The organism is Rahnella victoriana, from assembly GCF_021276285.1.
In the GTDB taxonomy this organism is placed as follows: Bacteria; Pseudomonadota; Gammaproteobacteria; order Enterobacterales; family Enterobacteriaceae; genus Rahnella; species Rahnella victoriana.
Genome location: NZ_CP089920.1, coordinates 419,499 through 442,955, shown reverse-complemented (window position 1 = coordinate 442,955; position 23,457 = coordinate 419,499). Strand labels below are relative to the sequence as shown.

Here is a 23,457-nt window from a genome sequence, read left to right as displayed (position 1 = left end):
CCCTAAATATTGGTTGTTATTCCATAACGCTGATGGTTACGTGGGGTTTTTCTTCCGGCTGCCCGAGAAAACTTGTCCAGCCCAGTAGGTTATTTTGCTCCGTTCCCAGGATCATGCCGTCAACCTGGTGCTCAGCCAGTCCCAATCTTAAATCCCAGGCAAACTGGTCGCGCATTACGAAAGCAACAAACATAACGAGTGGTGAATAATTAGGGCCGTTTGGTAAGAAAGATAAGAACTGTTCACGTGTGAGCTGGTTAATACTGAGCAAAAACTTACCGCTTCGATCAGCGACCTTCGCACCGAGAGAAAAGTTAACGCCGAGAACAGATTTTTCGGGATACTTCTTGCCACGTTCTTTGGTTCGTTCACCTAAGCGGTTTTGCTGGTTAACGGGGATAGCAACCTTTCTCAATTGCCAGCTATTTAGCGTGACATCGGCCAGATTAAAACAATGTGATACGAGGCTGCATATCACTTCTGAAGCCCGTCCCGGGCTCGCTAATAACCCGGCATAAGCCAGCATTTTTCCATGATTAATTTGCAGCTTTTCACGTATGACGTCGCTTCCTAGCCCCACCAGCGCATACATCCGTTGTGAAAATGGATCCATACCTCCATTATCGAAAGACACGTAATAGCGGTACTTTCTCCAGATTTGATGCAAAAGGGTGAGCAGTCTGTGATTGAAAACATTGAGAAAATCAGTCAACCGGTTTTCATTCTGCGCATCTTCCCAGGCCAAAGAATCGAGGTAATAACCCGGCAGCGGCGACTGGCTGCCATGTAAACCCAGAAAAGAGACTTCAAGTTCAAATTTGCACTCTCCGATACGCTTCAGGCCAACCACGTCCCTTGTAGGGAAAGCCAGACTGGCTGTAGAATTGAAACGTATGATTTCACTGGCGAGTTCATTGCCTTGTTTCGGCTTTTGCCACGCTACCGCCCATTGATTGATCAACTCACCAATTGGAAAAAGTTATAACGTGTAACATCCGGCACCGGCACTTCCAGTGATCCTGCAATAGTCTTTACATCAACGCGTGTTGACCCATTTGTACCGGCCATTCGTAACATTCCTGGTTATCAAGATTGATGACTCTCAACAGATGAAACGCATTAACGCTGGCATACAGTGAAAAGAAATTTGCGAGTACGGTACTGAAGAGATACAACTCACCTTCCGAGCTGAAAGCACTTTGTTCCAGCCACAGCGTGCTCTGGAGCCCTCTTACAGGTAATCCACGGAATAATCTGTCGACAGGTTGTGTTTCGATACGCTGAATGGCATCGAGTTTCTTTTGGGATGAACGGGCTGCCTGACGGTCGTGCAGGCTTGGAAAATCATAGGTGTGTAAAATTTGTTTCAGCGCATCTTTATCGAGTAAAGATAAATAATTCAGAGACATATTGGAGAGCAGTGACCAATGCAGGCTGCCATCTAATACCGGGTATAAGGGAACCGAAGGCCGGGTAATATTGCGGAAAGAAGCAAACGACGGACTTCCTTTTGTTGGCTGGTTGATATCACCAACCCGCAATGTGAGCGGGAGCTCGCGGTTAGTGCAGGTAAGCCCGACAGCCACCGTTTCTTCCGACAGAATCACCTCTGACTCATCGCTTCGCACAAAAGAAATATAATGCTCAAAGCCTTTTCTGAAGAAAGACTCCCTTACGCGCAGACGGTAATAAAGCGTGTCATGCTCTTGCGCATTTTCAATCTGATGATGAAAACTCTCGAAAGAATCATATTGACGACCATGACCGCGCGAACGGCCTGAAACAGCGTGCTTCTCATTAAGCCAGCTTTCGACGTGGTCTACGGAAAAAATGTCATAGCGTTCGGGATGATGATAACTGGCGCATAAAGGATATTCTGCCTGAGTGCCATCAAGCTCGATGGCTTCACTTTCGTGCGGAAACAGATTCACCGCCGGGGTGCAATTAAGACGTAAACTTGTCGATCTGATCTTCGCGTCAGGTGGCAATGCATGAGAAAAATGGAAATTCAGCGTGAACTCACTGGCGTGCAGTTGAGGCGGGAAATCAATAAAACCGGATACATCGAAAAAGAGAAAACCTTCAGAAAAACAAAAGTATTCCTGCAAGATCCGGTATCCCATGTACGCATTTTTTGGATAAGGCAAGAGCGCGTCTTCACGCTCAAATCCAACAGGATGAAAATCAAAATCAGGCATAGGGATTGTCATCCCATTAACGACCAGCTCTGCCCGTTCAAAATAATGGCTTATCCAGAAATAGAGCTGTGTACTGGTGTAATTGTCCTCGCCCAGATAAAAACGTAGTTTACCCAGTTGCATTTCCCGCATATTAAGTTCGTTTTTTGCAGCGAAATGAACGCTAAGTATTCCCTTTTCATTACTGTTATTAACCGAAATGTCTTGTATTGGCATAGGGAAAAGCCAGATATCCCGACATAAGGTGAAAACACATTGAGGCCCGACTGAAGGTTCATCACTGCTATAAGTAGGAGGTTCAGATTTTTGTGCTACCGGCACGCTGAGCACCTGGCTACCTCTTTTGATAAGAGTTGCCTGTGTGACACTTACCTCATCCGGCTTATATTCAATAATTGTCATGCTGGGTATAGGCCGCAAGTAATTTGGCCACAGCATATTCAGCAAACCATGCGTGAGCTCTGGGAATTGATCGTCAATTTTTTCACGCAGATTACCGGTAAGAAAAGCAAAGCCTTCAAGCAAACGCTCTACGTCAGGATCCGAGCCCTGTTCGGACAAAAACGAGGCCAGATGCGGTCGCTCAATTGCAGCATCCCGCCCCAATTGCCGCAGGTAGTCGAGCTCATCCCTGAAATATTTCTCAAATGACATTATGCTTCCCTGTTCAGACAGTAACGACGGTTACTGTCTAACTGAATGTTGAACTCGATGGCATCGCCGATATTGTCAAAATTAACCCGGGCACTGATATGGAAGCTCAATAGCAGCGGATCGCCCTGATCAAGCAGAGACTGAACAACCACATCTGAAATTCGTGGTTCATAACGTTCAATGCAATTTTTGATTGCCAACTCAATGCTCTTTCTGAAATCAGAAGTGGTTGCCGTGGCATCATTGAGGTCTATCACCCCTAATTCCACTGCGCTCTGACAACCTCCCGGACGAGAATTAAGCACGGCATTTAAATGCTTTTTGATCGACCCCAAAAGTTCGCGGACACGACTTTGTGAAGAAGGGCCGGGGCCCTCCTTCTGGATACGCTCAAACAAGCTGGCCGAACTTCCACGCTCCCAATTGAGAAGTGCTGCCATGCCCTGCTACTCCTTATCCAAACGGCCAACCAATGACAATTCGAAACTGGCACCCATATATTTGAAGTGGGGACGCACTTGCATCGCAACCTGATACCAACCCGGATCCCCTTCGACATCCAGTACCTGAATTTGAGCCGAGCGAAGCGGACGACGGCTGCGTACATCTGTCGGCGGGTTTTCCTGATCGGCAATATATTGCTTCAGCCACATATTCAGTTCACGTTCAAGGTCCTGACGTTCTTTCCAGGAGCCAATTTGTTCACGCTGTAATACTTTGATGTAGTGGGCTAAGCGGTTGATGATGAACATGTAAGGAAGCTGAGTACCCAACTTGTAGTTGGTTTCTGCCATCTTGCCTTCACGGGTATTAGGGAAGACCTTTGGTTTCTGAACTGAATTCGCGGAGAAGAAAGCAGCATTGTCACTGCCTTTGCGCATTGTGAGGGTGATGAAGCCTTCTTCCGCAAGCTCAAATTCCCGACGGTCTGTAATAAGAACCTCTGTAGGGATTTTTGCCTGGATTTGCCCCATTGCTTCATAAAGATGAACCGGAAGGTCATGAACCGCGCCACCGCTTTGCGGGCCGATAATGTTCGGGCACCAGCGGTATTTAGCGAAGCTGTCTGTCAGACATGACGCCAGCAGATAGGCGGTATTACCCCATAAGAAATGCTCATGATTTTTGCTGACATCCTCGTAATAGTTGAAATTCTTTATAGGGTTCTCAACCGTCGAATACGGTAAGCGCAGCAGGAAACGCGGGGTCGTCAAACCAAGATAACGGGAGTCTTCAGATTCACGTAAGGCCCGCCATTTAGTATGTGCAGGACCTTCAAACACAGATTTCAAATCTTTTATCGCGGGCAACTCAGTAAAGCTGCTGATGCCGAAGAAATCGGGCGCCACGCTGGAAAGGAAAGGAGAATGAGCCATCGCACCCACAGCACTGACGTACTGCAGCAACTTCATGTCTGGCGTGTTGTTACTGAATGCGTAATTGCCAATGATAGCGGCAGTTGGCTCACCACCAAACTGGCCATAACCGGCTGAGTAAACATGCTTGTAGAAGCCGGACTGGATTATCTCTGGAGAGAACTCGAAGTCCTCAAGCAACTCGGCTTTTGTTGCATGGATAATATTGATTTTAATATTTTCGCGAAAATCAGTACGGTCAACCAGCAGCTTCAGGGAACGCCATGATGATTCAATTTCACGAAATTTCTCAGCGTGGAGAATTTCATCCATCTGAACGCTGAGTTTTTTGTCCAGTTCAATGATCATTTTGTCGACTAACAATTTGTTAATCGGCTCTTCATTGGTACCCGTATCCAAAATGCTGCTAATGAAAGCCGCTACGCCTTGCTTTGCAACATCGTAGCCATCATTGCCGGGCAACATGCGTGTTTGCGACATAATTTCATCGAGTAAAAAAGTCGCACCGCCAGCCACAGTGGCTGCAGCTGCATTTTCTTCATATAAAGCCATTCTTAAAATTCCCTCTTTTCAGCTCAATTACTTCTGATTAAGAACATCCAATTCTTTGAGCAGTTGCTCACGCATTTCTTCGTTACTCAGCAACTCCTGTAAGCGAGATCGGAAGGCGGGGATATTTCCTAATGGCCCCTTTAATGCCACCAGGGCTTCGCGCAATTCGAGAAGTTTTTTGAGTTCAGGGACTTTTCTGGCGACATTGTCAGGCGAAAAATCATCCAGCGAATTGATACCTATTGTGACCGCCATATCCTCTTTCCCCTCTCCTTCCAGGCGATTGGGAACGCTAAATGTCAGGTCAATGCTGGCTTCACTCATCACTGCGTTGAAGTTATTTTTATTGATTGAAACAATCTGCCGCTCTTCAATCGGAGTCTCTTCGCGAACCCCTTTCAGATCCCCAACGACCAACAAATTGAGTGGCAATTCGATTTCAGCAACCTGGTCCCCTGTGTTGGGAACGTACTTGATGTTTATTCTTTCCTTGGGTGCCACGCTGCTTTGATTACTTTTACTCATAACATGTCCTTTTAGTTACTGAGATAGAGCCGCTAAATACTGTATTTTCCTGCGTCAGAAATAAGTGGGATATTGAAAACAAGACGTTCGCTTAAACCTGAGGAATCCCTACATCCATAAATCACAGGAATGGTTTATTCCAAAACATATGACTCAGGTATAACAGGCTTTGCCGGAAACGATAGTAGCTCAATATCATATGTTATTTTTAACCGCATGCACCACTTTAAACCAAATATAAAAAACCTCACCTGATTTTTAAGGAAACGACTTACTTATATTTCTAAAAACAGTTTAAAAATATTATTTGCGATCATGTGAAAAATCATTAAAAAATAAAATATTGTTATAAAACAAATTGTTAATTCATACAACATATGAATACTTCTTTGCTTTGTTATCCATCACCTCTGGCCATAGAATTTACCCAGCATTTAATGCTGATTTTGCAAAAATTATAACCGTACCTGCTAACCGAATTTGAATGCTTTCTGCCTCGCCTTGGTTATGGGTCATTTCCGATTTATAGTGCATCCGGAAATTGATGTGTCAATTTTCGCTGTATTAAGGCTCGCGTAAAGCGATCCCCTTAATATTCTAATATCACTAATCATGTGTTTTTAACTATCAAGGAAACTAAAGATGCCAACTCCAGCTTATATTGCTATCAAGGGGAAAACACAGGGCAATATTACCGCAGGTGCTTTCACCGCCGAGTCAGTCGGGAATATTTACGTTCAGGGTCACGAAGACCAGATGCTGGTTCAGGAGTTTGAACACATCGTCACTGTACCCACTGACCCGCAGTCAGGTCAGCCTTCCGGCCAGCGTGCACATAAACCATTCCGTTTTACCGTAGCCTATAACAAAGCCGTCCCGTTACTTTATAACGCACTGGCTTCAGGTGAAATGTTGCCGGAAGTTGAATTGAAGTGGTACCGCACTTCTGTGGAGGGGAAACAAGAGCACTTCTTCACGACGAAACTTGAAGACGCCACAATTATCGACATCGACTGCAAAATGCCACACTGCCAGGATTTGACGAAAGCAGAATTTACTCAACTTGTGCGTGTATCTCTGGCTTACCGCAAAATCAACTGGGAACACACAACAGCGGGTACTTCTGGTGCCGATGACTGGCGTGCACCAATCGAAGCCTAAATGTGCGTCAAAGCAGCAGCCGAAGTATAGGCTGCTGCCCCCCTCTCTGGCCCGTGTTCGCGGGCCATTGATGAGTAATGCTTAACTGTTTCAATAATATCCGGTCGGGTTTCATACTTCCCGCCAGATGGATATTAAACATCGTCCGCAGGTGGCCGTCGTAATATTGCGTTAAAAATTCTCCGGACGGTAATGCATCATTCTTAATCGTTCAGGTATGTACGCCCCTTTTACCAGGACGCAGGTTTAATCCAACGGGTATCGCGCAGCGTACTAAAACAAACACCCGCGAGTGATCGTAATTTACGCAGGGGAATATCAGGGTTGTACAGACGTTCCGGTAAACGAAGTGATGTTGATCTTACTTGCTGAGACTCAAATTCACATTAAGAGACATTATTGAATGGGCGGAAAGGACAAAGAGGAGAGAAGGCGATCTTTAACGTCAATGAATAACAGGGAAAAGAATAGTGTTAACAAATAGCTTATCTGCCCTGTAATAAACAGAGCAGACAAGATCCAAACACATCAGCGGTTCGGTTAACGCGCGATCAGGAAGCTTTCCAGTGTCGCGCCGCCATCCAGAGCGGCTTTAATAGCAGAAGGAGTACGACCCTGGCCGGTCCAGGTTTTCTTCTCACCATCGGTGTCGGTGTAGGCATAAATCGCCGGACGCGGTTTACGTTTTGCTTTGGTGCTTTCTTTCACTGGCTGGTGGCCCAGCAGGTCATCAATGGCGATGCCATCGTTAGCCAGCATTTCACGGTATTTCAGTAATTTTTCGTCACGTTCCTGCTGCTGTGCGCTGAGTGCTTTTGCATTATCGCGCGATTCTTCAACAACTGCGGTCAGCTTCTCAAGAATTTCTTCGAGAGTGCTCAGTGGCATTTCACGAGCCTGAGCCCGAAGTGTACGGATATTATTCAAAACGTTTAACGCGTTGTCCATGATGTGCTCACTTTAGAGGGGTATCATTAAATTAGTGACCCTGATTCTACACAAACAAATAATGATATCAATTGCGCAAGGATAATATTACACGCTATTACACAATTCCTGTGGCAGCGTTTTACTTGTTGCCGGGCGGCATTCGTGTTTTTTTATAAGGACTTGTTGTGTCTGAATAAATTAAATTTTAACGAACAAACGACTTCGCAGACTTCAAAATAAGCAAAAAAATATTATTAACGCAAATTTGCGCGCCTTTATAATAGTCTCGCTGCGTGAATAAATCATGTTGCTATTATGTACAAAACGTACACATTCTTTATCTTCCGGTGCGGTTTTTTGATGTTCAATTACACATCCCGATAAAAATAATCCTAAAATGCCGCGCAAAAGGCATTAACGGCACAAAATTTTAGAAGCGATTTAACCGTCATGGTTTTAAACTGTGATTCGAATCACAGTAAATATCAGGGTAAACCATGTTCAAAACCATTTTCGTCGTCTGTGCCGCCTGTGTGATGTTAAAGCTTGCGCTGGACTGGCAGATTATTTTGCAGGTTGCGGAAGGCTGACCGTCACTTCTGAAGCCATCCTGGTAAACTCCGACAAGTTTCGTGTTAACACTCCCCGCCGCCACATCAGCCAGGTGGTGAGATAACGGTAGTTATCCGCAAGCGGCCAGAGACTTACCGTGCCGCTTCCCGGCATACTTTCCAGCATACTGCGCGGCATCAGCGCCAGCCCACCTCCGGCAATCACGCACGCCAGCATACCGTGGTAGGATTCCATTTCGTAGATTTTTCCGGGCGCGGCCCCGTCATCCGCAAACCAGCTTTCGAAATGCCGCCGGTATGAACAATTTGAGCGGAACGCATACACAATTTCGCCATTGACGTCCTGCCCGCGTGTCACCGGCGCGTGATGCCGCGGTGCAACGATAACCATCTCTTCCTGAAATACCGGCATGCCATCCAGCACCGGATGCAGCACCGGCCCGTCAACAAAGGTCGCTTCCAGTTCGCCTTCCAGCAATTTATCCAGCAGTTCGCCGGACGGGCCGGTGCTCAGCGCCAGTTCAACTTTGCTGAACTGCTGATGATAACGCGCCAGCAGCGCCGGAATGCGCACCGCCGCCGCGCTTTCCAGCGCACCCAGAGCGAATACGCCCTGCGGTTCCGTTCCCGCCACCGAGACTCTTGCCTCTTCGACCAAATCCAGAATGCGGTTGTTGTAGTTGAGAAAGTTACGTCCGGCCGGAGAAAGGCGTAACCGCTGGTTCTCGCGGATAAACAATTCCACGCCCAGCTCTGCTTCCAGCTGCTTAATCCTTGTGGTCAGGTTCGACGGCACACGATGAACACGTTGCGCGGCGGCGCTGATACTGCCGGTTTCGGCAACGGCACGGAACATCTCCAGTTGTGACAGATTCATAGTCTTTCTCAAAAAGTGAACGGTTTACTTATTTTTATTCATTTTTATTCATCCCTGCAAGCCTCTATTCTTCACAGACCGGATTAATGAGGAATAAAAAATGACCACTGCCAGCACACAAACACACGCCATTTCACTGAACCCGTTCAACGGCGAACGCCTGGGTGAATACCCTTACGATACGCCGCTGGCACTTGAAGCGACCGTTGCGCAGGGCAGCAACGCATTTAAACACTGGCGCAAAACCGATGTCGCGCAACGTGCCGCACTTCTGGTGCATCTGGCCGCTGAACTGCGTGAAGCCAGCGAAGATATTGCCCGCATGATCAGCCGTGAAATGGGTAAACCCGTGAAACAGGCGCGTGCGGAAGTCGAAAAATCAGCCAACCTGTGCGAATGGTATGCCCAGAATGGCCCGGCCATGCTGGCACCGGAACCGACACAGGTCGATAACGGTGAAGCGCACATTCATTATCGCCCTTCCGGCATGATCCTGGCGGTGATGCCGTGGAACTTCCCGGTCTGGCAAATTTTGCGCGGTGCGGTGCCTGCGTTGCTGGCGGGAAATACATTCCTTCTCAAGCCCGCCCCGAACGTCATGGGCACCACTTATCTGGTGAAACAGGCGGCACTGAAAGCCGGTTTCCCGGCGGGTGCGTTTGGTGTGATTAACGTTGGGAATGCGGCCGTAGCCGATCTGATTGCTGATCCGCGCGTGGTCGCCGTGACGGTCACCGGCAGCGTGCGTGCCGGTGCTGCGATTGCTGAACTGGCCGGTAAAGCCGTGAAGAAATGCGTGCTGGAACTGGGCGGTTCTGATCCGTTTATCGTGCTCAATGATGCCGATATAGATGCCGCCGTGAAAGCCGCCGTTGCCGGTCGCTACCAGAATACCGGGCAGGTTTGCGCTGCGGCAAAGCGTCTGATCATTGAAGAAGGCGTGCTGGAAACCTTTACTGAGAAATTTGTTGCTGCCACTCAGGCGCTGGTGACGGGCGATCCGCTGGATGACGCGACCTATATCGGCCCGATGGCGCGTTTCGATCTGCGTGATGAACTGGATAAGCAGGTTCAGGACAGTCTGCGGGAAGGCGCAACCCTGTTACTGGGCGGCGAAAAAATGGCCGGTAACGGTAACTTCTACGCACCGACCATCCTGAGCAACGTCACGCCGGAAATGACCGCGTTCCGTCAGGAGCTGTTCGGCCCGGTGGCGGCGATCAGTGTCGCGCGTAACGCTGAACATGCCGTTGAACTGGCGAATGACAGCGATTTTGGTCTGACTGCGACCATTTTCACTGCTGACCTTGCTCTGGCAGAACAGATGACCGGCGAGCTGGAAACCGGCGGTGTCTTTATCAACGGTTACAGTGCGTCCGATCCGCGTGTGGCATTTGGGGGGGTGAAGAAAAGTGGCTATGGCCGCGAATTATCGCACTTCGGTTTACGTGAATTCTGTAACGTGCAGACCGTGTGGAGCAACCGTCAGTAGTAAGGAACCACAACGACAATCACAGGATACCATAATCCTGTGATTGTCTTCTTATCCCGCTCATTCCCTCATTTCCCCCTGCTGTAGCCTTGTCTTTTCATAAAAAAGATAAAAACTTTTCACTTGCCCTGTTCAGAATTGTGCTTTGCGCAAATCAAAAGGCACAATTTAATGATTGATAATTCATCAGGTTATCATCTTTACAAAATCACACCGTGACAGACGCTTATTCCCTGCATTCCTTTTATTGCCTGTTCTTTCCGAAGGTAATGAGACATTTCAAAGCTTTACTATACTGAATTTGACTTAATCCCAGCCCTCAATGAACGGAGTGACCAATATGGTTAACAAAGTATCTTTCAGGCGGACGATGGTTGCCAGCATGCTCGCCCTGATGTCTGGCACCGCAGCAGCGGCAGATCCCACGCCCGCTGCGGGTTCACCTGAAAATGCCCCCAAGCAGGACACGACAAAACCTAACATCGTGGTTATTTTTGGCGATGATATCGGTTACTGGAATTTAAGTACTTATAACCAGGGAATGATGGGATATAAAACGCCCAACATTGACAGTATTGCCAGTGAAGGTGCGAAATTTACTTCCTATTATGCTGAGCAGAGTTCCACCGCGGGGCGATCTTCCTTTATTACCGGACAAATGCCGTTCCGTACCGGGATGAGTAAAGTCGGTATGCCGGGTGCACCGCAAGGCCTGCAAAAAGAAGACCCGACCATCGCCAATATTCTCAAACAACTGGGTTACGCCACCGGTCAGTTTGGTAAAAACCATCTCGGTGACCGCGATGAGTTTCTGCCCACTGCGCACGGGTTTGATGAGTTCCTCGGTAACCTTTACCACCTGAATGCCGAAGAAGAACCTGAAAATCCGGATTACCCGAAAGATCCGGAATTCCGTAAACAGTTCGGCCCGCGTGGCGTCATTAAAAGCTCGGCGGATGGCAAAATCGAAGATACCGGCCCGCTTACCGTCAAACGTATGGGGACGGTGGATGAAGAAACCCTTGCCGCCAACAACGACTTTATGGAACGCCAGACCCATGCCGGTAAGCCGTTCTTCACCTGGTTTAACACCACCCGCATGCACAACAAAACACACCTGAAAGACGGCAGTATTGGTGTGACGGGGCTGGGCACTTACGCAGACGGCATGGTCGAGCATGACAAGATGGTCGGCGAGGTGTTGCAGAAGATTAAAGATCTCGGCATCGAAGATAACACTATCGTGCTGTACACCACCGATAACGGTCCGATGACGGCCACCTGGCCGGATGCGGGGATTACGCCGTTCCGTGGGGAGAAAAACACCGGCTGGGAAGGCGGTTTCCGCGTTCCGGCGATGATCCGATGGCCGGGCCACATCAAACCAGGCACGCTGATCAATGATATTTTCGGCAGTAACGACTGGTTCCCGACGCTGGTGGCAGCAGCCGGTGTGCCGGATATCAAAGAGCAACTCCTTAAAGGCTATAAAACGCCTTCCATCACCTACAAAGTTCATCTCGACGGCTATAACCAGCTCGATTTCCTGCAGGGCAAAGGCGAAGATCCGCGTAAGGAATTCTTCTACTGGAGCGATGACGGCGATCTGCTGGCTATCCGTTATGGCCGCTGGAAAGCCCACTTTATGATCCAGGAACACACCGGGCTGGATGTGTGGCGCTATCCGTTCACCATACTGCGCGCACCGATGATTTTCGATCTGGACGTCGATCCGCTGGAGAAAGGCTCTGACGGTATGGGCTACAACACCTGGTACTACGACCGCCTGTTCCTGCTGGGTGGCGCGCAGAAATATGTGAAAGAGATGCTGGATACCTTCAAAGAGTTCCCGCCACGTCAGAAACCCGGCTCGTTCACGGTTTCCGATGCGTCGGCGATGCTTGAAGAAGGTGCAAACGCGAACAACTAACTTGTCACCCACCGGGCAGACCCCTGCCCGGTACTTCCCTCAGGAGGCGCGATGAAGTACAGCACTACATTGCCTGTTAAAGCATTACCGTCAGCAGAAAAATATGACGGTACAGGCCCGGAATATACGCGACGCTTCCACGTAATGGCCAAGCCCAGCGGCTCAACCTGTAATCTCGATTGCTCCTACTGTTTTTACCTGAGTAAAGAAGATCTGCTGCATCAGGACCGGCACACCGGCATGAGTGATGAGGTGCTGGAGAATTTTATCCGCCAGTACATTCACGGTCAGGACGGCGAACAGGTGGTGTTCTCCTGGCAGGGCGGCGAGCCGACGTTAATGGGACTGCCGTTTTTTGAGAAGGTAGTGAAATTTCAGAAACAGTATCAGAAGCCCGGTCAGCGCATCGAAAACGATTTACAGACCAACGGCGTGCTGATTAATGACAAGTGGGCCGAGTTTCTGAAAGAACACCATTTTCTGGTGGGTATCTCCATCGATGGCCCGCGGGAACTTCATGACCGCTACCGCGTCACGCGCAGCGGCAAGCCGACTTTCGACAAAGTCATGCAAGGCGTCGCGGCGCTGAAAAAATACAAGGTGCCTTTCAACGCACTGGTGACGGTCAACCGGACCAATGCCCGCTTTCCGCTGGAAGTGTATCGCTTTATGACGCGGGAACTGGGGGCAACCTATGTGCAGTTTAACCCGTGCGTCGAACCCGTCGATTTCAAAGTCATCGCGCCCCAGTTCTGGCGTGATGACACCATCCCGGTGACCGGCTCCCGCCGCGCCAGACCGGGCGATCTGGACTCTGTCGTCACCGACTGGTCGGTCGATCCCAACGACTGGGGCACGTTCCTGATCGCGGTGTTTGAAGAATGGGTGAACAACGATTTAGGCCGCGTTCAGGTCAATCTGTTCGAAACCGCCGTCGCCCAGACCATGGGGATGCCCGCGCAGATTTGTACCGCCTCTGAATTTTGCGGCAAAGGGCTGGCGGTAGAGAAAAACGGCGATATTTATTCCTGCGACCACTACGTCTACCCGGAATACCAGCTGGGAAATATTGCCGATACGCAACTGGCGCACATGGCGTTTTCCGAACGTCAGAAAGCCTTCGGCATGGGGAAAAAAGACACCCTGCCCGCCTACTGCAAATCCTGCCCGTACCTGAAACTTTGCTGGGGAGAATGCCCGAAAAACCGCATCGTCCGCGCCCCGGACGGCGAAACGGGCCTTAACTATCTCTGTCCCGGCATCAAAGCTTTCTTTAACTACGCCGAGCCGATACTGGTGGGGATCGCCACGCTGGTGAAACGTGACTTTTCAGGATTAAAGCGATGACAAACAGAGAAAAGCTGTTGCAGCTTGAACAGCGGATGAATGAACAGGTGATCGGCCAGCAATCGCTGGTGCGCATGTTACTGATCGCCCTGCTGTGTGATGGTCATGTGTTGCTGGAAGGGCTGCCCGGACTGGCAAAAACCCGCGCCGTGCGCGAGCTTGCCCGCCATGTGGAAGGCGAATTCAGCCGCATTCAGTTCACGCCGGATCTCCTGCCCTCTGACATTACCGGCAGTGAAATCTACCAGCAGCACGCCACCCGCGAAGAGGAACAGTTTCGCTTCCGCCCCGGCCCGGTGTTCGGCAACATTATTCTCGCCGATGAAATCAACCGTGCCTCGGCGCGAGTGCAGTCCGCCTTGCTGGAAGCCATGGAAGAACGCCATGTGACCGTGGCCGGAAAAACCTGGCCGTTGCCCGGTGTGTTTATGGTGCTGGCGACGCAAAACCCGGTGGATCAGGAAGGCACCTGGCCGCTGCCGGAAGCACAGCTTGACCGTTTTCTGATGAAAGTGCTGGTGGATTATCCGTCGCGGGAAAACGAACAAAAAGTGATGCAACTGGTGCGCGCCGAACAGCAGCAAAAATACCAGCAGACAGAGGTAGGATCCCCTGCGGAACAGGCGGAAACCCTGATGCTGACGCAACAGGATATCGCCACCTGCTGGCAGGAAATCTCTGCCATTTATGTCGCGCCGGTGGTGGAAAACTACATTGTGAATCTGGTCGAAATGACCCGCCATCCGCAGGGCGCCAGCGATACGCTGGCCAGCTACATTACTTTTGGCGCCAGTCCGCGCGGCACGCTGGCGCTCGATCGCTGCGGGCGTGCGCTGGCATGGCTGGAAGGCCGCGACGCGGTGTTGCCGGAAGATATCCGCCAGATTGCGCCTGCCGTATTGCGTCACCGCCTGATGCTCAGTTATCAGGCCAATGCCGATAACTGTTCGCCGGATGAGGTCATCCGCATGTTGCTCGACGCAGTGGTGGCCTGATGGAAAATCCGCTGGCGATTGACCGTGACACGCTGATGGCACTGGCCGGAGAGGCGAAACTGTTGTCGAATCCGCCGGGGCAAATCCCGCCCGGTGCGCTGGCCGGTGAACGGGTGTCGCGCCAGCAGGGGCGCGGATTAAATTTTGACAGTCTGCGGCGTTATCAGGCCGGTGATGATGTCCGGCTGATCGACTGGCAGGCCACCGCACGCCTGCGGACGCCGTGGATACGCCTGTATAACGAAGAGCGCGAGCGCCCGGTTTTTCTGATTGTCGATCAGCGGCTCGACATGTTCTTTGCCACGCGCGGGCAGACAAAATCGGTGGTGGCGGCAAAAATTGCCGGATTACTGGCCTGGCGCAGCTGGCACGACGGTGATCGGCTGGGGAGCGCCGTGTTCGGCGATGCCGGGTATGCCCTGCAAAAATGCCGGGCGCCCTCTGCAAATCTCAATCATGTGCTGGATGATTTACTCGACTATAATCAGGCGCTGCCGCCGCGTTATCCGGCAGAACCGGCCACGTCGTTGTCACTTTCCGCCGTCTTGCAACATGCCCGCCGGCTGATCCCGGCCGGTTCATGGGTGGCGCTGCTCAGTGATTTTCATGATCTGGATGCGGAATGCGAAGCCCTGCTGGCGGCCCTGCGCCGCCGCTGTGAAGTCAGCGCGTTTGTTATTCTCGACGATCTGCACCTTCGTCTGCCTGCCTCGGGCAATCTGGCGGCCAATTATCGCGGGCATGAAGCCGCGTTCTCCCTGTCAGGCGTGCTGCGCGATGAGATACAAAACAGCATCACCGCCCGCCTCAGCGCGCAGGAGAAAAAACTGACCCGGCTGGGGATCCGCGTCAATCAGATCGTGGTGACACAGGATTTACTCCGGCAACTGCAAAGGGGGCTCTGAATGCTGGAAAAAGGATTTAGCGTTCCGGATTTGTTTCAGCCCGCCCTGCCCGGCCGGTTCTCATGGTTTCCCCTTCCTCCCGGCTGGTTTGTTCTGGCGGGCGTGCTTATCGCGCTGCTGCTGATTTTTCTGCTGTATCGTCTGGCCCGCTGGCGGCGAAATCTCTGGCGACGTCAGGCGCTGGCCGCGTTGCGTGACGCGCACGATGCCGACGGCTGGCTCTCACTGATCAAACGTATTCTGTTAATGCATCAGCCCCGCGCGGCGGTCAGCCAGTGGCTGACACCGGAACACGTCCTGCAACAGGTCGATATTGATGCGGATCTGCGTCAGCAGCTCAGCGTGCGCTACTGCCAGCCGGATAACGCACTGGACAGTGAGCAAAATGCCCGTCTGCAATCCCAACTGAAAACCTGGCTGGAGAAACTGCCGCATGTCTGAGTTTCTGAGCCGCCTCGATTTCGCCTGGCCGTGGGCCGGTTTACTGATTTTCCTGCCGCTGATCAGCCGCTACTTCCTGCCTCGGGACAATGAGGTGAAAGAACGGGTGCGCGTGCCTTTCCTGCCTGAACTGATCGACGAAGTGGAACTCAACAGCCAGCCGGTGCGCAGCAGTAAACTGAGCAACATTCTGTTCTGGGTTATCTGGATGTTGCTGGTGGTGGCGCTTTCCCGACCGGAATACCTGACGCCGCCGCAGCATATTCAGAAACCGATGCGCGACGTGGTGCTGATCCTCGATGTTTCCGGGTCGATGGCAAAAAACGATGTGGCAGGCGGCGAGACCCGTTTGCAGGCCGTGCAGGCGTCGGTGAGAAAGTTTGTCGCACAGCGTAAATCTGACCGCATCGGGCTGGTGATTTTTGCCAGCCACGCCTGGCCTTTCGCGCCAGTCAGTGAAGATAAACAGGCGTTGCAGACGCGGATCAATCAGCTGTCGCCCGGCATGATCGGACAACAGACGGCGATCGGCGACGCGCTGGGCGTCGGGGTGAAACTGCTGGATACCACCGCCAACAAAGACGCCAGCAAACTGGCGATTTTACTGACCGACGGCAATGACACCGCCTCGCAACTCGCCCCGCCGCTCGCGGCGCAACTGGCGGTGTCTCATCACGTTCAGGTGCATACCATTGCCTTTGGCGATGTCACCAGCACCGGCGATGACAAAGTCGATCTGCCGTTGTTGCAGGATATCGCCCGGATCACCGGCGGCAAATCCTGGACCGCCAGCAACTCCGGCGCGTCACTCGACAGCGTCTGGCAGGAAATCGATGCCATCACGCCGGTTCAGGTGAAATCCATCGGCTGGTCATGGCATATCCCGCTGTTCCAGTGGCCGTTACTGCTGGCGCTGGCGCTCCTGTTGCTGCTCAGTCTTGGGCGTTATTTCCGGGAGAAAACCGCATGAGCGATTTCCATTTCATCTACCCGTGGCGGTTATCCGGTCTGTTGCTGTGCATTCTGCTGGGGTTTATCACCACCCGCGAGCGCAGCGCCTGGCACCGGATTATGGATAAACCTTTCGCGAAGGCGCTGATTATCGGGCAGCAAAAACGCCTGACCCGCGCCCTGCCGTGGGTGATGGCGCTGGGCGTGATTGCCCTTTCCGGCCCCACCTGGCAGCGGGAATTACCGGCCGCGCTGACACCACAAAGTGACATGATGGTCATTCTGCAACAGGACCCGGCGATGATGGCGCAGGATCTGGCCCCGAGCCGTCATCAGCGTATGCAAAGCAAAATCATGGATCTGATGACCCGCACGCCGGGCACCCGTTTCGGGCTGGTGGTGTATCACGCGCAGACGTGGCTGACCACGCCGCTGACGCAGGATCCGGCGTTTTATTCGTTGTTTCTTCATGCACAGACGCCGTCACTTTTGCCGGAAGGCGAAGGCTCCGGTCTGCGGCAGGCTGTCGCGCTGGCGCAAAAAAACATGCCCGCGACACAGGATGCGCCGCGTAATTTGCTGCTGATCGCCGATTCCCTGACGGCTGAAGATGCCCGCTGGCTGACAGAGTCCGGGCTGCCGATCCAGATCTGGGTGCCGGGTACGGCGCGCGGCGGTGCGCTGCCGCAGGCGTATGACGGGCGCGGCATCGATACCCGTCTCAATGTTCAGCGGTTCAGCGAGACCCGCGACGGCGGCGTGCCGGTGACGCTGGTCACCAGCGACGACAGCGATATTTCGGTGATCGCCAGCCATATCCGGCAATCCGTTGCCGCCCAAAACAATGCCCGCGCCGACCTGCACTGGAAAAACAGCGGCTATCTGCTGGTGATACCGGTGCTGCTGTTGCTGCTGTTCTGCCGACGTCAGCTGATTTGCTGGCTGGTGGTGGCGCTGCCGTTGATGCTGTATCTGCCGCAGGGACAGGCGGCGTGGCGCGATGCGTGGATCAGCCCCGATATGCAGGGGCAGCGGGCCTTTGATAAAGGGCAGTATTCACAGGCGGCAGAACGTTTTCAGGATCCGCTGTGGCAAGGGATTGCCTGGTATCGCGCCGGTAATTTTGTCGCCGCCACGTCATCATTTCGTCAGGCTCCGCAGACCGCCGATGTGCTGCTGTGGACCGGCAACAGCTACGCGCAGCAAAAGCTGTGGCAACCGGCCATCAGCAGTTACGATCAGGCACTGAGCCTGCGCCCCGGCTGGAAAATGGCGCAGGATAACCGGGCAAAAATTGCCAAAATCATCATGACACTTCGCCAGCAGGAGCGTGACCGCCAGTCTGCACAGGGTAAGGAAAAGGACTACAAACCCGACGACATCAAATACGATCTGAAGAAAAATCAGGGCGTGAACCAGAAGGATATTCAGCCGGTCGCCAGCGCGAATCCACAGGTCAGTCAGTGGTATGACAATCTGGACGTATCCCCTTCCGGCCTGCTGGAAAATCTCTACCGTTCAAATCAGGAGGTCGCCCCATGAGAGGCCTGTTGCTGATATTGCTGCTGGCCGTGTTACCGGCACGCGCCGCCATGGACATTACCCGCGAACTGGTCGCGCCCGATAACGTGGTGCCCGGACAACCGCTGCGCGTGGCCGTGACCTTCTGGACTGACACCTGGTTTAATCCGCCACCTCAATGGCCGGCCTTTGTGATTGAAAACGGATCACTGCTGACCACGCCGTTACCGAATCAGTTACTGAGCCGCCATAAAGACGGCACCAGCTGGAGCGGGATCCGCCTCGAACGGCAGGTGATGGCCTGGGATCAGGGCGTGCTGCGGCTTCCTGCGACCGAAGTGACGCTGACCTCCCCCGGTCAGCCGCCGGTCACCGTGCCGCTTCCGGCACTGGAAAAACCGGTGAACTGGCCGCAGGACACCCGGCAACCGGACCGGTTTTTACCCGCCAGCCACCTGACCCTGAGCCAGAAAATCACCCAGTTTCACGCTGCCGATGATCAGCAACTTCACGCCGGGGATGTGATTGAACGGGCGGTGACGGTGCAGGCCGGAGGCATTGTGGCGAACCAGATCCCCCGCCTGCTTTACGCCATTCCGGGCACGGAAACGCAGGGGCTGCCTGCGGAGAATCAGTTGCTGACCCGCGGACGCGGAGATGTGGAAGGCGCACAGCGGACGGAACGCCTGCGTTATCTGCCCTCACAGGCGGGTACCGTGACCCTGCCGCCGGTTCAGCTCAGATGGTGGGACACCGGCCATCAGCAATGGCAGCTGGCCGACCTGCCCGGCGCATCCTTTCAGGTAGCGGCGGCACGGGGTGCAGGCAGCGAAGCCGCGTTGCGCGGAACCACCGGCGAACAAAAATGGCGCCCTTACCTGCTGGCGGTGGCGGCGGTGATCCTGGTGATTTTCCTGTGGTTCAGCCGACGCCTGATCGCACGCAGTTGCCGCTATCTGGCTCGCCGCTGGCATCGCTTCTGGCATCCTGTGCCGTTGCCGGATCTCAGCACCGTCAGCCAGCAGAAGAATCCGCGACAATTACCGCCCTTTTGACAGGTTATTTGCGCGATTGACTTCGGACTATTCTTATAACATCCCTGAAATAAACTAACAAAACGACGCCTGCACGTCAGACAATCTCAGGGATCCTTAATGACTCGCCTTCGCCGCGCAGCCGGGCACAGCGCCCGTTTTATCTGCGCTTTTATTCTGTTGTCTTTCGTTACTGTCTCACCGGCCATCGCACAGTCTGCCGGATGCCTCGCGCTGAACAACCAGACCTTCAGCACCGCGTCATTTACTGCTCAGGCTTATCCCGCCAGTCAGTTTGAGGCAACGGATACCCTGACGCTGACTTTTACTGATTACGGCACGGGAAGCGCAAGCAATACGGTTGATACCGACAGTTTTGGTAAGACAAATTACGCGCAGAGCGTCTATATGAGCTACTACGCCAATAACGGGAGCGCAGGAACGCATACCTATACCTACACGGGTTCTCAGCTTTCAACGGAGGGGATCCGCTTTCGTCTGACCTCCAGCCACGGTTACCTGAGTCCTGTCACGGCGTCCTGTACCTCAGCGGCAAGCGTATCGACGGACGCCACCCTCTCGGCACTGTCACTTTCTGCGGGTTCGCTTTCCCCGACCTTTTCCAGCGGGACAACCTCTTACAACGCAAGCGTCGCTAACAGCGTGACCAGCATTACGCTGACACCAGTGACCACCGACAGCACGGCAACCGTAAAAGTGAACGGGACCTCCGTCATTTCCGGCAGTGCATCAGGCGCTATACCGTTAAGTGAAGGCAGTAACACCCTCACCGTCACCGTGACGGCCGCCGACGGCACCACCACATCCGGCTATTCCGTTCAGGTACAACGCAACGGACTGGCGCCAGTCGCCGGCTCAACCAGCGCCAGCGTGGCGTTTAACAGCAGCAATAATACGATTACCCTGCCGCTTTCCGGCGGCGCAGCCACATTAGTGGCGCAGGGATCGTCACCTGCTCACGGTTCAGTGGTGTTCTCAGGATCAGCCGCCCTTTATACACCGCAGCAAAATTATTTCGGCGCGGACAGTTTCACTTATACCGCGGGCAACAACTGGGGCACATCCGCCCCTGCGACCGTCACCGTGAATATCGCCGCACCGGTGATCTCCCTTTCGCCGGTCACTTTGCCTTCTGCCACATCCGGCACCCCCTACAGCCAGACACTGACCGCAACGGGCGGGTCGGGCAGCTATCAGTTTACTACTGCGGATGCGTTACCTGCCGGATTAGCACTGGCAGTGAATGGCGAACTTTCGGGCACGCCGACCGCAACGGGCAGTTTTAACATTACTGTTGTGGCACAGGATACGACGAACGCGGCAACGGGCAGTCAGCGCTACACCCTTGCCGTTACCGGGCAGGCACCGGTCGCGGGCGCAGTCAGCACCACCGTAGCCGGGAACAGCAGCATTAACGCCATCGTTCCGGCCCTTTCAGGCGGCGTCGCAGCGTCAGTCACCGTCACCACCGCACCGCTTCATGGTACGGCGACAGCTTCAGGAACCTCACTGAGTTACACGCCTGCGCCCGGATTTTCAGGTGCCGACAGTTTCACGTACATCGCCAGCAATAACTGGGGGTCTTCAGCGCCTGCCACTGTGAATGTGAACGTTGCCAGTGTCACGCTTGGCTTCTCACCGGCAGGCGGTGCATTGCCCGCCGCCACCGCAGGTTCGCCGTGGTCACAGACCATAACGGCCAGCAGCGGCACCGCCCCTTACACCTACAGCGCATCCGGATTGCCTTCGGGGCTGTCCGTCAGTGCCAGCACCGGCGAGATTTCAGGTACGCCCGCGGCCTCCGGCAGTTATGCCATTCAGGTCAGCGCAGCGGACAGCAACGGGATCACCGGCACGGTGAATTATCAGCTGACCGTTGCCGGACAGGCACCGGTGGTCAGCGCGGTATCCTCGACCGTGGCGGCCAATACCACAGAGAACCTGATTGAGCCGGTGTTATCCGGTGGCGCGGTCACCTCGCTGGCGATTGTGCAACAACCCGCGCATGGCACCGCGCGGATCCAGAACCTGAAAATCCGCTATACCCCGGTAGCGGGCTATTCCGGCAGCGACAGTTTCATTTACAGCGCCGCCAATAATTTCGGCAGCGCGCAGGCCAGGGTCACGCTGAATGTCACCACGGCCACGCTGTCCGTCACACCCGCCAGCGGCGCATTGCCCGAAGGGCGCGAAGGTACGGCTTACCGCCAGACGTTCAGTGCAACAGGCGGCACCGCGCCTTATCAGTTCCGCATTGCCGGGGCGTTGCCCGCCGGATTAACGCTCAGTGGCGATACCCTGAGCGGCACGCCCTCCGCCGCAGGTCACAGCAGTTTCACGCTGACCGCCACCGACGCCAGCGGCGTGACTACGCAGGTCGCGTATTCACTCAACATGACCCGCGCGCAACCTGTCGGCGTCAGCCATACGGCATCCGTACTGGCGGGGAAATCAGTGCGGGTAAACCTGACTGAAAACGCTACCGGTGGACCGTTTACCGCAGCCCGTCTGCTCGATTCGCCGGAAAAAACACTGGGCAGTGCGACACTGGAACACAGCGGCAACGGTGTGTATCTGGATTTTCAGGCAACGGCTCAGGCTTCCGGGACGGTGGCCCTGCGCTATGTATTGCTGACCGCCGGTTCACAATCAGCCCCTGCGACAGTGATGCTGACCATCACCGGGCGCCCTGACCCGTCCAAAGACCCTGACGTGCTCGGGCTGGTCAGTGCGCAGGTTCAGTCAGCACAAAATTTCGCGCGGGCGCAGATCCGCAATTTCAGCGACCGTCTTGAGACCCTGCATAATCCGGCCAGCACACAGAGCGATATGAACGGCATCCGCTTCAACATGCCGACCTCTAAAAAGGAGCGCAGCCCTGATGATACGCTGTGGAATGCCGCGTGGAAGAACACCCGCCCGTTGCCGGAACTGCCGCAACTGACCGATAAAACCTCCGCGCAGACCACGCTTAACCGCGGCAACTCCCGCATCAATTACTGGACTGGCGGCTTTGTCGATTTTGGTCATTCCGGTAAAGACGGCGTAAGTTTCAGCCATACGCTGGTGGGGATCAGCACCGGCGCGGATTACCAGTTCACGCCGACATTTACCGCCGGCATGGGAATGGGCTTTGGCAGGGACGTCAGCGATATCGGCGACAGCGGCTCGCGCAGCAACGGACGTTCCCTCAGTTCGGCGCTTTACGGCAGTTATCATCCGGGCAGTTTCTTTATCGACGGCCTGCTCGGCTACAGCCGTCTGGACTATGACAGCCGCCGTTACGTCACTGAAATGGACCACTTCGCCCGCGGCGATCGTGGCGGTAATCAGGTGTTTGGCGCGGTGACGTCCGGTTATGACTATCGCCTGCCCGCCCTGCTGGTCTCGCCTTACGGACGCCTGCAACTGTCGCGCACCCGGCTGGACAGCTACACCGAATCCAACGCCGGGGGCTACGATCTGGCGTATGCCTCACAGACGCTGAATGACGTGACCGGTGCGCTGGGCGTTCGTACTCAATATGCCCTGCCCCTGACGTGGTCAACGCTGCGCTGGCAAAGCCGGGTCGAATACACTCAGGCTTTCAGCGATCGCGGCCGCGCCCGTCTGGGCTATGCGGATGCGGGTAATGACAGCTTTAGCGCCGATGTTTACGGCGACAGTCAGGAAAATCTGGTGTTCGGCCTGGGGCTGGATTTCCTTCTGCCCCATGACATGACTCCGGGCATCGCCTATCAGGGCACACTCGGACTGGATGAGGAACGCAGCCGCTCGCAGATGATCATGCTGCGGATGAATATCGGCTTCTGATTAAAAAAGGCGTCCTGCGGATATCGGGACGCCTTTCATCATCGTGCGTGATGTAACTCACTGCAACGCCTGAAATTTCTCTGGAAAGCACTCCTCATTTTCGCCGTAAGGCCGTTGGTTTACCTCCCTCAGTTACGCTATAGTGCACCCGCTGTGGCAAAA

The 23,457-nt window shown here is 53.7% G+C and carries 17 protein-coding genes and 1 pseudogene; 11 read left to right on the top strand and 7 right to left on the bottom strand.

Features of this window, described 5'->3' with window-relative positions; translation table 11 throughout:
- Positions 1–16 precede the first annotated feature (16 nt).
- The 5 genes and pseudogenes from tssG to tssB all read right to left on the bottom strand — a co-directional run bounded on the left by tssG (position 17) and on the right by tssB (position 5,305).
- Positions 17–1,068: pseudogene (gene tssG / locus J9880_RS23355) on the bottom strand (type VI secretion system baseplate subunit TssG).
- A complete protein-coding gene (tssF, locus tag J9880_RS23350) occupies positions 1,032–2,852 on the bottom strand; it encodes a type VI secretion system baseplate subunit TssF (RefSeq protein WP_133822440.1) in 1,821 nt (606 codons plus the stop codon). The pseudogene tssG and the gene tssF overlap by 37 nt, the downstream one beginning before the upstream one ends.
- Complete coding sequence (gene tssE / locus J9880_RS23345) at positions 2,852–3,292, bottom strand: type VI secretion system baseplate subunit TssE (protein WP_133822439.1); 441 nt, start codon at positions 3,290–3,292, stop codon at positions 2,852–2,854. The genes tssF and tssE overlap by 1 nt, the downstream gene beginning before the upstream one ends.
- 6 nt (positions 3,293–3,298) lie before the next feature.
- Positions 3,299–4,780, bottom strand: coding sequence for a type VI secretion system contractile sheath large subunit (tssC, locus tag J9880_RS23340; protein WP_200227755.1), 1,482 nt, complete (start codon positions 4,778–4,780; stop codon positions 3,299–3,301).
- Between the two features lie 27 nt (positions 4,781–4,807).
- Positions 4,808–5,305, bottom strand: a complete 498-nt coding sequence (gene tssB / locus J9880_RS23335) for a type VI secretion system contractile sheath small subunit (RefSeq protein ID WP_133822437.1) — start codon at positions 5,303–5,305, stop codon at positions 4,808–4,810.
- Between the two features lie 642 nt (positions 5,306–5,947).
- Between tssB and J9880_RS23330 the strand changes: the two genes are divergently transcribed.
- On the top strand, positions 5,948–6,466 hold the full coding sequence (locus tag J9880_RS23330) for an Hcp family type VI secretion system effector (protein WP_133822436.1): 519 nt from the start codon (positions 5,948–5,950) through the stop codon (positions 6,464–6,466).
- Positions 6,467–7,006: 540 nt separating this feature from the next.
- On the opposite strand, the gene J9880_RS23325 is transcribed toward J9880_RS23330, so the two are convergent.
- The gene (locus tag J9880_RS23325; RefSeq protein ID WP_119824818.1) at positions 7,007–7,414 is read right to left on the bottom strand and encodes an H-NS family histone-like protein; all 408 of its coding nucleotides are present in this window, start codon (positions 7,412–7,414) and stop codon (positions 7,007–7,009) included.
- A gap of 546 nt (positions 7,415–7,960) precedes the next feature.
- Positions 7,961–8,845: a putrescine utilization regulator PtrR gene (gene ptrR, locus J9880_RS23320; RefSeq protein ID WP_131693584.1), complete on the bottom strand. Its 885-nt coding sequence runs from the start codon at positions 8,843–8,845 to the stop codon at positions 7,961–7,963.
- A 100-nt stretch (positions 8,846–8,945) separates the two neighbouring features.
- On the opposite strand from ptrR, the gene J9880_RS23315 reads away from it, so the two are divergent.
- The 10 genes from J9880_RS23315 (at position 8,946) to J9880_RS23270 (ending at position 23,295) form a co-directional block, all read left to right on the top strand.
- Positions 8,946–10,337 (top strand): aldehyde dehydrogenase family protein, encoded by a 1,392-nt coding sequence (locus tag J9880_RS23315; protein WP_232770532.1) that lies wholly within the window; start codon positions 8,946–8,948, stop codon positions 10,335–10,337.
- A gap of 340 nt (positions 10,338–10,677) precedes the next feature.
- Positions 10,678–12,267 carry an arylsulfatase gene (locus J9880_RS23310; RefSeq protein WP_232770531.1) on the top strand — a complete coding sequence of 530 codons (1,590 nt, stop codon included), beginning with the start codon at positions 10,678–10,680 and terminating at the stop codon, positions 12,265–12,267.
- Positions 12,268–12,318: 51 nt separating this feature from the next.
- Positions 12,319–13,614 carry an anaerobic sulfatase maturase gene (locus tag J9880_RS23305; RefSeq protein WP_232770530.1) on the top strand — a complete coding sequence of 432 codons (1,296 nt, stop codon included), beginning with the start codon at positions 12,319–12,321 and terminating at the stop codon, positions 13,612–13,614.
- Positions 13,611–14,609 (top strand): AAA family ATPase, encoded by a 999-nt coding sequence (locus tag J9880_RS23300; protein ID WP_133822432.1) that lies wholly within the window; start codon positions 13,611–13,613, stop codon positions 14,607–14,609. Before J9880_RS23305 ends, J9880_RS23300 begins: the two co-directional genes overlap by 4 nt.
- Complete coding sequence (locus J9880_RS23295; RefSeq protein ID WP_131693588.1) at positions 14,609–15,514, top strand: DUF58 domain-containing protein; 906 nt, start codon at positions 14,609–14,611, stop codon at positions 15,512–15,514. Before J9880_RS23300 ends, J9880_RS23295 begins: the two co-directional genes overlap by 1 nt.
- Entirely contained in the window at positions 15,515–15,955 is a 441-nt protein-coding gene (locus J9880_RS23290; protein ID WP_232770529.1) for a DUF4381 family protein, read from the top strand.
- Positions 15,948–16,925 (top strand): VWA domain-containing protein, encoded by a 978-nt coding sequence (locus J9880_RS23285; RefSeq protein ID WP_232770528.1) that lies wholly within the window; start codon positions 15,948–15,950, stop codon positions 16,923–16,925. The genes J9880_RS23290 and J9880_RS23285 overlap by 8 nt, the downstream gene beginning before the upstream one ends.
- The gene (locus J9880_RS23280; RefSeq protein WP_232770527.1) at positions 16,922–18,448 is read left to right on the top strand and encodes a vWA domain-containing protein; all 1,527 of its coding nucleotides are present in this window, start codon (positions 16,922–16,924) and stop codon (positions 18,446–18,448) included. Before J9880_RS23285 ends, J9880_RS23280 begins: the two co-directional genes overlap by 4 nt.
- On the top strand, positions 18,445–19,482 hold the full coding sequence (locus J9880_RS23275; RefSeq protein ID WP_232770526.1) for an oxygen tolerance domain protein: 1,038 nt from the start codon (positions 18,445–18,447) through the stop codon (positions 19,480–19,482). Before J9880_RS23280 ends, J9880_RS23275 begins: the two co-directional genes overlap by 4 nt.
- Before the next feature lie 99 nt (positions 19,483–19,581).
- A complete protein-coding gene (locus J9880_RS23270; RefSeq protein WP_232770525.1) occupies positions 19,582–23,295 on the top strand; it encodes an autotransporter domain-containing protein in 3,714 nt (1,237 codons plus the stop codon).
- The last annotated feature ends 162 nt before the right edge of the window (positions 23,296–23,457 follow it).

What these genes read in the sequence shown, in the direction of transcription:
- tssF (WP_133822440.1), bottom strand. Translation starts at nt 2,852, where the DNA reads ATGTCATTTGAGAAATATTTCAGGGATGAGCTCGACTACCTGCGGCAA.
- tssE (WP_133822439.1), bottom strand. Translation starts at nt 3,292, where the DNA reads ATGGCAGCACTTCTCAATTGGGAGCGTGGAAGTTCGGCCAGCTTGTTT.
- tssC (WP_200227755.1), bottom strand. Translation starts at nt 4,780, where the DNA reads ATGGCTTTATATGAAGAAAATGCAGCTGCAGCCACTGTGGCTGGCGGT.
- tssB (WP_133822437.1), bottom strand. Translation starts at nt 5,305, where the DNA reads ATGAGTAAAAGTAATCAAAGCAGCGTGGCACCCAAGGAAAGAATAAAC.
- J9880_RS23330 (WP_133822436.1), top strand. Translation starts at nt 5,948, where the DNA reads ATGCCAACTCCAGCTTATATTGCTATCAAGGGGAAAACACAGGGCAAT.
- J9880_RS23325 (WP_119824818.1), bottom strand. Translation starts at nt 7,414, where the DNA reads ATGGACAACGCGTTAAACGTTTTGAATAATATCCGTACACTTCGGGCT.
- ptrR (WP_131693584.1), bottom strand. Translation starts at nt 8,845, where the DNA reads ATGAATCTGTCACAACTGGAGATGTTCCGTGCCGTTGCCGAAACCGGC.
- J9880_RS23315 (WP_232770532.1), top strand. Translation starts at nt 8,946, where the DNA reads ATGACCACTGCCAGCACACAAACACACGCCATTTCACTGAACCCGTTC.
- J9880_RS23310 (WP_232770531.1), top strand. Translation starts at nt 10,678, where the DNA reads ATGGTTAACAAAGTATCTTTCAGGCGGACGATGGTTGCCAGCATGCTC.
- J9880_RS23305 (WP_232770530.1), top strand. Translation starts at nt 12,319, where the DNA reads ATGAAGTACAGCACTACATTGCCTGTTAAAGCATTACCGTCAGCAGAA.
- J9880_RS23300 (WP_133822432.1), top strand. Translation starts at nt 13,611, where the DNA reads ATGACAAACAGAGAAAAGCTGTTGCAGCTTGAACAGCGGATGAATGAA.
- J9880_RS23295 (WP_131693588.1), top strand. Translation starts at nt 14,609, where the DNA reads ATGGAAAATCCGCTGGCGATTGACCGTGACACGCTGATGGCACTGGCC.
- J9880_RS23290 (WP_232770529.1), top strand. Translation starts at nt 15,515, where the DNA reads ATGCTGGAAAAAGGATTTAGCGTTCCGGATTTGTTTCAGCCCGCCCTG.
- J9880_RS23285 (WP_232770528.1), top strand. Translation starts at nt 15,948, where the DNA reads ATGTCTGAGTTTCTGAGCCGCCTCGATTTCGCCTGGCCGTGGGCCGGT.
- J9880_RS23280 (WP_232770527.1), top strand. Translation starts at nt 16,922, where the DNA reads ATGAGCGATTTCCATTTCATCTACCCGTGGCGGTTATCCGGTCTGTTG.
- J9880_RS23275 (WP_232770526.1), top strand. Translation starts at nt 18,445, where the DNA reads ATGAGAGGCCTGTTGCTGATATTGCTGCTGGCCGTGTTACCGGCACGC.
- J9880_RS23270 (WP_232770525.1), top strand. Translation starts at nt 19,582, where the DNA reads ATGACTCGCCTTCGCCGCGCAGCCGGGCACAGCGCCCGTTTTATCTGC.